13 protein-coding genes and 2 riboswitches are annotated in these 12814 nt (G+C 69.7%); of the genes, 8 read left to right on the top strand and 5 right to left on the bottom strand.

Annotated features, from left to right (window positions below; genetic code table 11):
• Nucleotides 1-22: 22 nt before the first annotated feature.
• Nucleotides 23-577, top strand: a complete 555-nt coding sequence (locus SOM08_RS08500) for a PAS and helix-turn-helix domain-containing protein (protein WP_116957994.1) — start codon at nt 23-25, stop codon at nt 575-577.
• A 6-nt stretch (nt 578-583) separates the two neighbouring features.
• Here SOM08_RS08500 and SOM08_RS08495 read toward each other — a convergent pair whose 3' ends face one another.
• Together SOM08_RS08495 and SOM08_RS08490 are read right to left on the bottom strand one after the other, a co-directional pair.
• The gene (locus tag SOM08_RS08495; protein ID WP_322470503.1) at nt 584-1552 is read right to left on the bottom strand and encodes a Bug family tripartite tricarboxylate transporter substrate binding protein; all 969 of its coding nucleotides are present in this window, start codon (nt 1550-1552) and stop codon (nt 584-586) included.
• 35 nt (nt 1553-1587) lie between these two features.
• Entirely contained in the window at nt 1588-1974 is a 387-nt protein-coding gene (locus SOM08_RS08490; RefSeq protein ID WP_116957637.1) for a carboxymuconolactone decarboxylase family protein, read from the bottom strand.
• A 112-nt stretch (nt 1975-2086) separates the two neighbouring features.
• Here SOM08_RS08490 and SOM08_RS08485 point away from each other — a divergent pair, with 112 nt between their 5' ends.
• A complete protein-coding gene (locus SOM08_RS08485) occupies nt 2087-2668 on the top strand; it encodes a peroxidase-related enzyme (RefSeq protein ID WP_116957636.1) in 582 nt (193 codons plus the stop codon).
• A 114-nt stretch (nt 2669-2782) separates the two neighbouring features.
• Entirely contained in the window at nt 2783-3079 is a 297-nt protein-coding gene (locus SOM08_RS08480; protein WP_116957635.1) for a DUF5666 domain-containing protein, read from the top strand.
• A 49-nt stretch (nt 3080-3128) separates the two neighbouring features.
• On the opposite strand, the gene SOM08_RS08475 is transcribed toward SOM08_RS08480, so the two are convergent.
• Genes SOM08_RS08475 through SOM08_RS08465 form a run of 3 tightly spaced genes read right to left on the bottom strand, consistent with a single transcriptional unit; the run spans nt 3129 to nt 5275 of the window.
• Nucleotides 3129-3551: an acyl-CoA thioesterase gene (locus SOM08_RS08475; RefSeq protein WP_116957634.1), complete on the bottom strand. Its 423-nt coding sequence runs from the start codon at nt 3549-3551 to the stop codon at nt 3129-3131.
• Entirely contained in the window at nt 3548-4492 is a 945-nt protein-coding gene (locus SOM08_RS08470; protein ID WP_245980800.1) for a DMT family transporter, read from the bottom strand. The genes SOM08_RS08475 and SOM08_RS08470 overlap by 4 nt, the downstream gene beginning before the upstream one ends.
• A complete protein-coding gene (locus SOM08_RS08465) occupies nt 4493-5275 on the bottom strand; it encodes an SDR family oxidoreductase (RefSeq protein WP_116957633.1) in 783 nt (260 codons plus the stop codon).
• Between the two features lie 134 nt (nt 5276-5409).
• Between SOM08_RS08465 and SOM08_RS08460 the strand changes: the two genes are divergently transcribed.
• The 5 genes from SOM08_RS08460 to gcvP all read left to right on the top strand — a co-directional run bounded on the left by SOM08_RS08460 (nt 5410) and on the right by gcvP (nt 12542).
• On the top strand, nt 5410-7095 hold the full coding sequence (locus tag SOM08_RS08460) for an electron transfer flavoprotein-ubiquinone oxidoreductase (protein WP_116957632.1): 1686 nt from the start codon (nt 5410-5412) through the stop codon (nt 7093-7095).
• Between the two features lie 134 nt (nt 7096-7229).
• The gene (locus SOM08_RS08455) at nt 7230-7736 is read left to right on the top strand and encodes a hypothetical protein (protein WP_116957631.1); all 507 of its coding nucleotides are present in this window, start codon (nt 7230-7232) and stop codon (nt 7734-7736) included.
• 69 nt (nt 7737-7805) lie between these two features.
• A riboswitch (glycine riboswitch) is annotated at nt 7806-7902 on the top strand.
• A gap of 12 nt (nt 7903-7914) precedes the next feature.
• A riboswitch (glycine riboswitch) is annotated at nt 7915-8018 on the top strand.
• Nucleotides 8019-8075: 57 nt separating this feature from the next.
• On the top strand, nt 8076-9209 hold the full coding sequence (gcvT, locus tag SOM08_RS08450; protein WP_322470502.1) for a glycine cleavage system aminomethyltransferase GcvT: 1134 nt from the start codon (nt 8076-8078) through the stop codon (nt 9207-9209).
• Nucleotides 9210-9228: 19 nt separating this feature from the next.
• Nucleotides 9229-9606 carry a glycine cleavage system protein GcvH gene (gcvH, locus tag SOM08_RS08445; RefSeq protein WP_116957629.1) on the top strand — a complete coding sequence of 126 codons (378 nt, stop codon included), beginning with the start codon at nt 9229-9231 and terminating at the stop codon, nt 9604-9606.
• Between the two features lie 26 nt (nt 9607-9632).
• The gene (gene gcvP, locus SOM08_RS08440) at nt 9633-12542 is read left to right on the top strand and encodes an aminomethyl-transferring glycine dehydrogenase (RefSeq protein WP_322470501.1); all 2910 of its coding nucleotides are present in this window, start codon (nt 9633-9635) and stop codon (nt 12540-12542) included.
• The last annotated feature ends 272 nt before the right edge of the window (nt 12543-12814 follow it).

The following is a 12814-nucleotide window of genomic DNA, read 5'->3' as shown; positions in this document are numbered from 1 at the left end:
TATTTCGTAAAGGGCAACCATGATGGACATCGACTACCGGCTGGCCTTCGACCTGGCCCCCGTGGGGCTGGCGCTGTCGCGCGAGCGCTTCATGGTCGACTGCAACCAGGCCCTGTGCGAGATGTTCGGTGCCACGCGCGAGCAGCTGGTGGGCCAGAGCTTCCAGATCCTCTACCCCAGCGCAGACGAGTACGAACGCCTGGGCGCGCGCATGGCGCCGCTGCTGGGCCGCAGCGGTACCTACGCCGACAACCGCATCATGAAGCGCGTGGGCGGCCGCCAGGCGGGCGAGACCTTCTGGTGCCACGTGACGGGCCGCGCGGTGGACCGCGGCGCGCCGCACGCGGCGGGCATCTGGAGCTTCGAGGACCTGAGCTCGCACCGGCCGGTGCGCGCCGAACTGACCGCGCGCGAGCGCGAGGTCGCCGCGCTGATCATGGACGGGCTGACCAGCAAGCAGATCGGCAAGCTGCTGGCCATCAGCCACCGCACGGTGGAGGTGCACCGCGCGCGACTGATGCGCAAGTACCAGGCGCACAGCACGCCGGACCTGGTGCACCGCCTGATGGCTGGATAAGGGGCCTCACTGCGGCTGGTAGCCGCTGTCCTTGATGATGCGGGCCCAGACCTCGCGGTACGCGGCCTCGCGCTTGCCGAGTTCGGCGCCGCTCATGTAGCCCACCGTCAGGCCCATGGCCGAGAGCTTTTCGCGCACGTCGGGCAAGGCAATCACCTTCTGCACCGCCGCGCCGATTTTTTCCACGGCCGCCGCTGGCGTGCCGGCGGGCGCGAAGATGCCGTAGTACGGCATGTCCTCGAAGCCCTTGATGCCCAGCTCGCTGAAGGTGGGCACTTCGGGCAACGCGGCCTGGCGCTGCGTGCCCATCACGGCCACCACGCGCAGCTTGCCGGCCTTGTGGTTCTCAATGAAGTCAGGCACCGAGCCCACGCCCGCCGGGATCTGGTTGCCCAGCATGTCGCCCATCATGGGCGCGCTGCCCCGGTAGGGCGCGGCCACCAGGTCCAGGCCGTACCGCTTGGCGATCACCTGCACCGCGAACTGGGGCGTGGAGGCCGGCGCCGGAATGCCCACGGTGGCCTTGCCGCCGGCGGCTTTCACGCTGTCGATCCAGGCCTTGAAGTCGCGCGCGGGCGTGCCGCCCGACAGCGCCACCGCGTTCACGAAGGTGGCGAAGCCGGCCACGGGCACGAAGTCCTTCGCCGGGTCGAAGCCCGGGTTCTTCATGGTCAGCGGCAGGATGCTCACGCTGTGGTCGTGGCTGAGGAACACGGTGCTGCCGTCGGCCGGCGCGGCCTTCAGGGCCTGGCCCGCGAGCTGGCCGCCCGCGCCGGGCTTGTTGTCCACCACCACCGCCTGGCCCAGCTCGGGCTGCAGCTTCTCGGCCAGGATGCGCGCGATGGCGTCGGTGCCGCCGCCGGGCGGGAAGCCCACCAGGATGCGCACGTTGGACTGGGCCTGGGCCAGGCCGGTGCCCAGGGCCAGGGCGGCCAGCAGCGCCACGCGGCGGGTCAGGGGGAAAGATCGCGACATGGAAAACCTCCGGTAGAAAAGAAAGGACGAACACATCAGCGCGGCTCGCCGTCGACCACGCTGGCGGCGGTGCGAAAGGCGTCCACGGCGGTGGGGATGCCGCAGTACACGGCGGCGTGCAGCAACACCTCCTGCAATTCCTCGGGCGTGGCGCCGTTGTTGAGCGCACCGCGCACGTGGCCCTTGAGCTCGTGCTGCTTGCCCAGGGCCGCGAGCATGGCCACGGTGATCAGGCTGCGGGTCTTGCGGTCCAGCACGCCGCGCTGCCAGACGTCACCCCAGGCGCGGCGCGTGATGTGGTGCTGCATGGGCTCGGTGAACGGGGTCATGCTCTCCAGGGCGCTGGCCACGAAGGCTTCGCCCATCACGTCGGTGCGCGCGGCCAGGCCGCGCTGGAATTCGGGGTCGTCGGGCAGGTTCATGCGGGCTCCGTGGATTCAGGGCGGCGCAACGATACCGCACCACGCGCGCGCGGCACGTCCCGCGGCTCGGGGATACTGGTGGCCATCGACACCCCCGCACAGGAGACACGCCATGGCCCGCTACCCCTTGCCCGACCTCAACAGCCTGCCCGACGACATCCAGGCCCGCATCCGCGAGGTGCAGGAAAAGTCGGGCTTCATCCCGAACGTCTTTCTCGCGTTCGCGCGACGCCCGGCGGAGTGGCGCGCCTTCTTCGCCTACCACGACGCGCTCATGCTCAAGGAGACGGGCAGCCTCAGCAAGGGCGATCGCGAGATGATCGTCACCGCGACCAGCGCGGCCAATCAGTGCCTCTATTGCGTGGTGGCGCACGGCGCCATCCTGCGCATCTACGAGAAGAAGCCCCTGGTGGCCGACCAGGTGGCCGTGAACCACCGCAAGGCCGACATCACGCCGCGCCAGCGCGCCATGCTCGACTTCGCGCTCAAGGTTTGCGAGCGCTCGCACGAGGTGGAGGACGCCGACTTCCAGGCCCTGCACGCGCATGGCTTCGACGACGAGGACATCTGGGACATCACCGCCATCACGGCCTTCTTCGGCCTGTCCAACCGCATGGCCAACGTCACGGGCATGGCGCCCAACCCCGAGTTCTATCTGCTCGGGCGCGTGCCCAAGGCCAAGCCGGCGGCCTGACCGCTGTAGGACAAGGCCCCCTTTACGGGCCGATACCGCCAGGCAACCAAAAAAAACCGAACGCGCGGCGCCCGGGCGTTTCAATACCTCTCGTCATCACTTCGGAGGTTCACCATGCCGCTCAGCCACCCGTTCCGCGTCCGCGCCTTCCTGCTCGCCTCGGCCCTCGCCCTGGGTGTGGGCGCCGCGCACGCCGAGGACCTGAAAGGCCGCATCCAGTCCATCGACCACAGCGCGCGCAGCTTCACGATCAACAGCGAAGTGGTCTACGTCACCGACAAAACGGACTACGAAAACGACTACAAGCGCTTCGAAGACCTGCGCGAGGGCCACTACGTGGAAGTGGACATCAAGCGCCGCGACGGCCGGCTGTACGCCGACGACATCGAGTTCAAGAAGAACAAGCAGTGAGCGCGCCGGGCCGCCGCGGCGCGGCCACCGCGCGTCCGGTCCACCCGGGTCAGCCTTGCAGGTGCTGGCGCAGGCTGTCCGGGATCGGCGCCGACTTCTGCTGCGGGAAGTTCACCCACACCGTGGTGGCGCCGCCTGACGCGTAAACCGTCTCGGGGTCGTCGGCGCGCGTGAGCGTGCACCAGCTCTCGAAGCTGGTGCGGCCGGTGTCGCTCACGTACATGGTGGCGATCACCTCGCCAGGAAACTCCAGCTGCTTGTGGAAGGTGCAGAAGGCATTGACGATCACCGGCCCCTCGCCGCGCGGGTCGGGCTGGCAACCGATGGACTGCATCCACTCGATGCGAATGGTTTCGAGGTAACGAAAATACACCGTGTTGTTCACGTGGCCCATCGCGTCCATGTCGCCCCAGCGGATGGGGATGCGCATGCGGTGGACCTGTTTTTTCTTCTCAGGCAGTTCGAATTTCATCGGTGGGCTCGGATGGAGGCAAGGATGCCCAGCACGAACAGCGCGCACGCCAGCCATTGCGCGGCGGCGGGCCATTGCCCGTTCCAGGCGAAGGTGTAGAGCAGGCCGAAGACGGTCTCGCTCACGATGAGTTGTCCGGCCAGGCTGGGGCTCAGGCGCCGGCTGGCCATGTTCCACAGCACCGAGGCCACCCAGGCCGCGCCGATGCCCGTGACCAGGCACACCGCCACGAACAGGCCGAAGCGCGGCTGGGCGATGAGCCCGGCCGGTGCGCTGCCCGCCACCGCCGCGATGCCCAGCGCCCCCAGGCCGGCGGCCACGCCCAGCCAGTTGGCCCACAGCGTGGAATTCACCTCGGGGTGGCGCGCCAGCCAGCGCGCGTTGAGCAGGCCATAGGCCGTCCAGGACGCGGTGGCCAGCAGGGCAAACGATACACCGCGCCACAGGTCGGAGCCGGCGCCGGCCTCGCCGCCGTGCGCGCTGGCACGCACCATCAGGGCGATGCCCGCGGCCGTCAGCAGCAGGCCGGGCAACAGCGCGCGCCAGCGCAGGCGCTGCGGCTTGCCCAGCAGCATCACCCACAGCGGGATGGTGCCAATGATGAGCACCGGCAGCGCCGCGCCCGCCGCCTGGATGGCCAGCACCAGCAGCAGGTAGTAGCCCGTGTAGCCCAGCAGACTCAGGCCCAGCGCGGCCCAGGCCTGGGGCGCCGTGGGCCAGCGCGCGTCCCCGCGCAGCGCGGCCCACAGCAGCAGCGCCAGCGACAGCAGACCGCAGGCCAGGAAGCGGCCCACCGTGAGATCGACCGTGCCGAATTCGGGCAACACCAGCGGCGCCACGAAGGTGGTGCCCCAGAAGGCGCCGGCGCCCAGGCCGGCGGCCAAGCCGGTCGCCATGCCCGGCGGCAGACCGCCGGGTTGGTGCAGCGCCAGCGAAGTCATCTAGACGCCAAAGCCGTCGTCGGCGGCGATCACCGCGCCGTTCACGAAATGGCTCTCATTGGCGCACAGCATCACCAGCAGCGCATCGAGGTCGCTCGCCTGCCCCAGGCGCTTGCGAGGCGTCATCTCGATGAGCTTCTTGCCCTGCTCGGTCTTCCAGTGCTCGTGGTTGAGCTCGGTGTCGATGTAGCCCGGGCAGATGGCGTTGACATTGATGCCGAAGCGGCCCCATTCCATCGCCATGGCCTTGGTCATCTGCACCACGGCGGCCTTGCTCATGCAGTACACGCCGATCTGCGGGAGCACCTTCAGCCCGGCCATGGACGCGATGTTGACGATGCGCCCACCGACGAAGGTGCCCGGCGCCGCGCCTTTGGCGCGCGCGATCATGCGCTTGCCCACTTCCTGCGCGACGAAGAAGGCGCCCTTGGTGTTGGTGTCGAAGACGAAGTCGTAGTCGGCCTCGTCCACGTCCTGCAGGCGCTGCGTGGTGCTCACGCCCGAGTTGTTGACCAGGATGTCGATGGGCCCGACCTCGGTCTCGGCGTGCGCGATGGCGGCCTTGATGGAGGCCAGCTCGGTCACGTCCAGCGCCACCACGTGCGCCGCGCCGCCGCCGGCCTCGATGTGCGCGCGCAGGTTCATGAGGCGATCGGTGCGGCGGCTGGCCAGCACCACGGCGGCGCCGGCCTGGGCCAGGGTCTTGGCGAACTGCGCGCCCAGTCCGCTGGACGCGCCGGTGACCAGGGCCACGCGGCCCGACAGGTCGAGGGTGTACGCCATGCTCAGTCTCCCGAAATGTGAACGGTCGTTCGATTTTGTGCGGTCGCCGCATAAAATGCGGTCCGCTCCGGGACACGAGCCCTTCGCAAAGGAGGGTGGCCGGAGGTTGCCAAACATTATGAGCGAGACCCCCCATGACGCATGATCAGATCCTGGCCCAGTTCGGTCCCCGCGAAGCCATGGAGTACGACGTGGTCGTGGTCGGCGCCGGCCCGGCCGGCCTGTCCACCGCCATCCGACTGAAGCAGCTGGCCGCCGAGCAAGGCAAGGAGGTCAACGTCTGCGTGCTGGAGAAGGGCTCCGAGCCCGGCGCGCACATCCTCTCGGGCGCGGTGATGGACCCGCGCGCCATCAACGAGCTGTTCCCCGACTGGAAAGCGCGCGGCGCGCCGCTGAACCAGCCCGTCACGGGCGACGACCTGCTCATGCTCAGCGAGACGGGCTCGAGCCGCACGCCCGATTTCCTGATGCCGCGCAACTTCCACAACGAGGGCTGCTACGTCATCAGCCTGGGCAACGTGGTGAAGTGGCTGGCCGAGCAGGCCGAGGCCCTGGGCGTGGAGATCTTCCCCGGCTTCACCGCCGCCGAGGTGCTCTACAACGACGACGGCTCCGTCAAGGGCGTGGCCACGGGCAACCAGGGCATCGGCAAGGACGGCGAGCCCACCGAGGCCTTCCAGCTCGGCATGGAGCTGCACGCCAAGTACACCGTGTTCGCCGAGGGCGCTCGCGGCCACCTGGGCAAGCAGCTCATCGCCAAGTTCGACCTCGACAAGGGCAAGGACCCGTCGAGCTGGGCCATCGGCGTCAAGGAGCTGTGGGAGATCCCGGCCGACAAGGCCAGGCCCGGCCTGGTGGTGCACACCGCCGGCTGGCCCATGACGGACGACACCTTCGGCGGCGGCTTCCTCTACCACCTCGAGGACAACAAGGTCACGCTGGGCTTCGTCATCGGGCTGGACTACAGCAACCCCTGGCTCTCGCCCTTCGAGGAGATGCAGCGCTGGAAGACGCACCCGGCGATCAAGGCGCACATCGAAGGCGGCAAGCGCCTGGGCTACGGCGCGCGCGCCATCAACAACGGCACGCCGCAGGCCATGCCCAAGACGGTGTTCCCCGGCGGCGCGCTGGTGGGCTGCGACGCGGGCTACCTGAACGCCGCGCGCATCAAGGGCAGCCACGCGGCCATCAAGAGCGGCATGCTCTGCGCCGAGGCGGCCTTCGAGGCCGTGACGGCCGGCCGTTCGAGCGACGAGCTCTCGGCCTACCCCGCGGCCTTCGAGAAAAGCTGGCTGCACGAGGAACTCTGGCAGACCCGCAACTTCAAGGCCTGGTTCAAGAAGGGCCCGACCATCGGCAAGCTGATGACGGGCATCGAGCAGTGGTTCCTGCCCAAGATCGGCGTGAGCGCGCCGCCCTGGACCCTGCACCGCGACAAGCCCGACCACGAGTACCTCAAGCCCGCGGACCAGATGCCCAAGATCGCCTACCCCAAGCCGGACGGCGTGCTCAGCTTCGACCGCCTCTCCAGCGTCTTCGTCTCCAACACCAACCACGAGGAAAACCAGCCCGCGCACCTGACGCTGAAGAACAGCACGGTGCCGGTGCAGGTGAACCTGGCAAAGTACGCGGGCCCGGAAAGCCGCTACTGCCCGGCCGGCGTGTACGAGTTCGTGAAAACCGATGCGGGCGAGGACCGCCTGCAGATCAACGCGCAGAACTGCGTGCACTGCAAGACCTGCGACATCAAGGACCCGACCCAGAACATCGTGTGGGTAACGCCCGAAGGCGGCGGCGGTCCGAACTACGCGGGCATGTGAGGCCGCGGGCGTGTGACGTCTCTCACGCGATCGCCACGAAGCCGCCCCCGGGCGGCTTTTTCACGCCCGCGTGACACGCGAGCGTCATGCGCCCCGCCCAGAGTGCGGCGTCCACCGCTGCCTGCGCACCGCACATGCTCATCAAGACCGACAAAGGCCGCACCGAACTGCTCCCGGGCCAGCGCTCGCTGGGCCAGCGCGAGCGCGCCATCCTGCTGGTGGCCGATGGCCGCAAGTCCACCGCGTCGCTCCATGCCCTCTTCCATGGCGAAGGCCGCGCCATGGTGGAGGCGCTGCTGGCCGACGGCTACCTGATCGACGAAGCCCCGGCCGAGCCGCCCGCGCGCCCGGTGCCGCCGCCCCCGCGCGGCTCGGTGGACACCTTCAGCGGGCCACGCTCGCTGGCCAGCGCGCGCATGTTCCTGTTCGACCTGTCCGACCGCATGTTCGCCGCGCGCGACCGCGCCCTGGCCGACCGCTTCCGCCAGGCGCTGCGCGAGGCGCGCGACGCCGCCAGCATGATGGCCGTGGGCCAGGACATGCTCACCGAGATCGAGCGTGTCGCGGGCGCCGAGCGCGCCGCCTCGATCAGCGAGCGCCTGGCGAAGGTGCTGCCCGAGACCGCCCCGCAGGACGCCTGAGCGCGCCCTCGCGCCCCTGGGGACGCCGGGTGGCGTTGTCCGTGCACGCCGGGTTCCCGGCTAGAATTCGCCGCATTGTCAGGAGAGCGTTCCCCCGGGGAACCGCCGAAGGCGCAGGGGCCGGATCAGGCCCCGAACGCTCAGGCAAAAGGACTGGCAAACGCCCGCCACCCGGCGGGCGATCCCCCCTGGAGAGAGGCCCCACCCGATGGGGTCCACCGAAGGAGCAAGCGCGGCATCGCCCGCGTGAATCTCTCAGGTAAAGCGGACAGTGGGGCAGCGCACGGATGAACCCGTGTCCCGCCCCGCGAGGGGCCTGCCCCCGCCAGAGAACCCGCCGTGTCCGCCGACGCTTCCACCGACCTCCTCAAGACCCCGCTGCACGCGCTGCACCTCGAACTGGGCGCGCGCCTGGTGCCCTTCGCGGGCTACAGCATGCCGGTGCAGTACCCGGCCGGCCTCATGGCCGAGCACCTGCACACGCGCGAAGCCGCCGGCCTGTTCGACGTCTCGCACATGGGACAGCTGCGGCTCATCGGCCCCGACGCGGCCACCGCCTTCGAAAGCCTGATGCCGGTGGACGTGATCGGCCTGGCGCCCGGCAAGCAGCGCTACGGCCTGCTGCTCAGCGACGAGGGCACGGTCATCGACGACCTGATGTTCGTGAACCGGGGCGACGACCTTTTCGTCATCGTCAACGGCGCCTGCAAGCACGGCGACCTCAAGCACATCGTCGAGCGCATCGGCGCGCGCTGCACCGTGGAGCCGCAATTCGACCGCGGCCTGCTCGCGCTGCAGGGCCCGCGGGCCGTGACGGCCCTGCAGCGCCTGCTGCCCGGCGTGGAGAAGCTGGTCTTCATGACCGGTGGCGCCTTCAGCTGGCAGGGCAAGCCCCTGTTCGCCACGCGCAGCGGCTACACCGGCGAGGACGGCTTCGAGATCTCGCTGGCCGCGGCCGACACCGAGGCCTTCGCGCGCGCCCTGCTCGCGCAGCCCGAGGTGAAACCCGTCGGCCTGGGCGCGCGCAACTCGCTGCGCCTGGAAGCCGGCCTGTGTCTCTATGGCAACGACATCGACACCACCACGACCCCCGTGGAAGCCGCGCTCAACTGGGCCATGCAGAAGGTGCGCCGCACGGGCGGCGCGCGCGCGGGCGGCTTCCCTGGCGCCGAGCGCGTGCTCGCGCAGCTCGATGGCAGCGCGCCCCTGTCGCGCGTGCGCGTGGGCCTGCTCGCGCAGGAGCGGGTGCCGGTGCGCGAGCACACCGAACTGCAGAGCGAGGCCGGCGAGCGCCTCGGTGAAGTCACCAGCGGCCTGCTCGGCCCCAGCATCAACCAGCCCATCGCCATGGGCTATGTGCCACCGGCCTTCGCGGCCGTGGGCACGCGCCTGAACGCGCTGGTGCGCGGCAAGGCCGTGCCCATGCAGGTGGCCTCCCTGCCTTTCGTTCCCAACCGTTACCACCGCGGCTGATCGCCGCAGGAGCACAACCATGACCGTCAAGTACACCCCCGATCACGAGTGGATCCAGCTCGAGGACCACGAGGCCGCCGTCGTCGGCATCACCCTGCACGCGCAGGACGCGCTGGGCGACGTGGTCTTCGTCGAGCTGCCCGAGGTGGGCCGCACCTACGCCAAGGGCGAGGTCGCCGGCGTGGTCGAGTCGGTGAAGGCCGCGGCCGACGTCTACATGCCGCTGGACGGCGAGGTGACCGAGGTCAACGAAGCCCTGCGCGCCGACCCCTCGCTGGCCAACAGCGACCCCCTGGGCAAGGGCTGGTTCTTCAAGGTCCTGATCAAGGACATGGGCCAGTTCGATCCGCTCATGGACGAACCGGCCTACCAGAAGTTCGTCAAGGACAACGCCTGATTTTTCCCCCGCCACCGAGGCCCGCCATGCTCATGCCCTCCGTCAAGCCCCTGGGTGAACTCGAGAACGCCAGCGAATTCGTCGCGCGCCACATCGGCCTCGACGAAGCGGGCGAGCGCCACATGCTCTCGGTCATCGGCGAGGCCTCGCGTCGCGCGCTGATCGACAGCATCGTGCCGCGCCCGATCGCGCGCCGCCAGGGCATGCAGCTGCCCGCGCCGCTGACCGAGGCCGCCGCGCTGGCCGAGCTCCAGGGCATCGCGCGGCAGAACAAGCTGCTCAAGAGCTTCATCGGCCAGGGCTACCACGGCACCCACACACCGGGCGTCATCCTGCGCAACATCCTGGAGAACCCGGCCTGGTACACGGCCTACACACCCTACCAGGCCGAGATCTCCCAAGGCCGAATGGAGGCGCTGGTCAACTTCCAGACCATGGTCACCGACCTGACGGGCATGGACATCGCCAACGGCTCCATGCTCGACGAGGCCACGGCCGCGGCCGAGGCCATGACGCTGGCCAAGCGCTCCGTGAAGGCCAAGGGCCATGCCTTCGTGGTGTCGGGCGACACGCACCCGCAGACCATCGAGGTGATCCAGACGCGCGCGGCACCGCTGGGCCTGGAGGTGCGCGTGGCCATGTCGGGCGAAGAATGGGACGCCATGCTGGCGGCCGACGACTACTTCGCCGCCTTCACGCAGTACCCGGCCTCCAGTGGCTGGCTGCACGACTGGACGGCGGACGCCGCCACCGTGCACGGCAAGAACGCCGCCTTCATCGTGGCCGCCGACCTGCTGGCCCTGACCCTGATCAAGCCGCCCGGCGAGATGGGCGCCGACATCGTGGTCGGCACCACGCAGCGCTTCGGCATGCCCATGGGCAACGGCGGCCCGCACGCCGCCTACATGGCCTGCCGCGACGAGTTCAAGCGCAGCCTGCCCGGCCGTCTGGTGGGCGTGAGCGTGGACGCCCACGGCCAGCCGGCCTACCGCCTGGCCCTGCAGACGCGCGAGCAGCACATCCGCCGCGAGAAGGCCACCAGCAACATCTGCACCGCGCAGGTGCTGCCCGCCGTGATCGCCAGCATGTACGCCGTGTACCACGGCCCGCAGGGCTTGAAGCGCATCGCGCAGCGCGTGGCGGCCTACACGGCCATCCTGGCCAAGGGCCTGGCCCAGCTGGGCTACACCGACACGCACCACGGCGACCGGGGCGTGTTCGACACCCTCGCCCTGCGAGTGGACCCGGCCCGGGCGAACGCGCTCATGGCCCGTGCCGTGGCCCACGGCGCCAACCTGCGCCGGGCCTGGGACGGGTATGTGATCGTCACGCTGGACGAAACCACCACGCGCGAAGACATCGCCCTGCTGTGGACGATCTTCGCGACCGACGGCCAGGCCCTGCCCTCCGTGGAGGCCTTCGAGAAAGGCGTGGAGCCGCTGATCCCCGACGGCCTGCGCCGCCGCAGCGACTTCCTCACGCACCCGGTGTTCAACACCCACCACAGCGAGACCGGCATGCTGCGCTACATCCGCATGCTGTCGGACAAGGACCTCGCGCTGGACCGCAGCATGATCCCGCTTGGCTCGTGCACCATGAAGCTGAACGCCACCAGCGAGATGATCCCCATCACCTGGCCCGAGTTCGCGAACGTGCACCCCTTCGCCCCGGCCGACCAGCGCCAGGGCTATGCCCTGCTCGACCAGCAGTTGCGCGACTGGCTGTGCGAGGCCACCGGCTACGCCGGCATCAGCCTGCAGCCCAACGCCGGTTCGCAGGGCGAGTACGCCGGCCTGCTGGTGATCCAGGCCTACCACCGATCGCGCGGCGAAGGCCACCGCAACATCTGCCTGATCCCCAGCAGCGCGCACGGCACCAACCCGGCCAGCGCGCAGATGGTGGGCCTGCAGGTCGTGGTCACCAAGTGCGACGAGAACGGCAACGTCGACCTGGCCGACCTGAAGGCCAAATGCGAGCAGCACTCGAAGAACCTGGCGGCGGTGATGATCACCTACCCCAGCACGCACGGCGTGTTCGAGACCCAGGTGAAAGAACTGTGCGCGCTCGTGCACCAGCACGGCGGGCGCGTCTACGTGGACGGCGCCAACATGAACGCCCTGGTGGGCGTGGCCGCGCCGGGCGAATTCGGCGGCGACGTGAGCCACCTCAACCTGCACAAGACCTTCTGCATCCCGCACGGCGGCGGCGGCCCGGGCGTGGGCCCGGTCTGCGTGGTGGACGACCTGGTGCCCTTCCTGCCTGGCCACGCGGCCGGCGGCCTGCCGGTCAACGGCGTGGGCGCCATCTCGGCCGCGCCGCTGGGCAACGCGGCCGTGCTGCCGATCTCGTGGATGTACATCCGCATGATGGGCGCCGAAGGCCTGCGGCATGCCACCGAGACGGCCATCCTCTCGGCCAACTACATCAGCGCGCGCCTCAAGGACCACTTCCCCACGCTGTACGCGAGCGCCAACGGGCATGTGGCGCACGAGTGCATCCTCGACCTGCGCGACCTGAAAGACACCAGCGGCGTGATGGCCGAGGACGTGGCCAAGCGCCTGATCGACTACGGTTTCCACGCGCCCACGCTGTCCTTCCCCGTGGCCAACACGCTGATGGTGGAGCCCACCGAGAGCGAGACGCTGGAGGAGATCGACCGCTTCATCGAGGCCATGATCGCCATCCGCGAGGAAATCCGCCGTGTCGAAAAAGGCGAATGGCCGCAGGACGACAACCCCCTGAAGCACGCGCCGCACACCGCGGCCAGCCTGCTCAAGGGCGAGTGGACGCGCGCCTACCCGCGCGAGACCGGCGCCGCCGTGCTGGACACGCGCGCACACGCCAAGTACTGGCCGCCCGTGGGCCGCGTGGACAACGTCTACGGCGACCGCAACCTGTTCTGCAGCTGCGTGCCGATCGGGGACTTGGCGGACTGAGGCGGGCGGCGGCCACGCGGTGGCCCTGACGGCATTCGTCGGGCGTGGGCGAGGCCCGGCAGCCCATGGACCGGGCGTTGCGGCACCGGCAGGCGCTCGAAACGGCCACCGCCGCTGGCCGGTGGTGTGTGGACCGATCGCGGGGGCGCTTCGCTCTCACGCGCCCAACCGCCTGGGGCTCAGGTGAGCGTGCCCCGGCCGCGCGGCACGATGTTCTGCGTGGCCCCGCCTGCCACGGCCGCCGCGGCGCCGAGTGCCAGCCGCGCGGCCAG

Origin of the sequence: Hydrogenophaga sp. SNF1, from assembly GCF_034421675.1 — a bacterium.
Lineage (GTDB): Bacteria > Pseudomonadota > Gammaproteobacteria > Burkholderiales > Burkholderiaceae_C > Hydrogenophaga > Hydrogenophaga borbori.
This window is presented reverse-complemented; position numbering and strand designations above follow the sequence as displayed.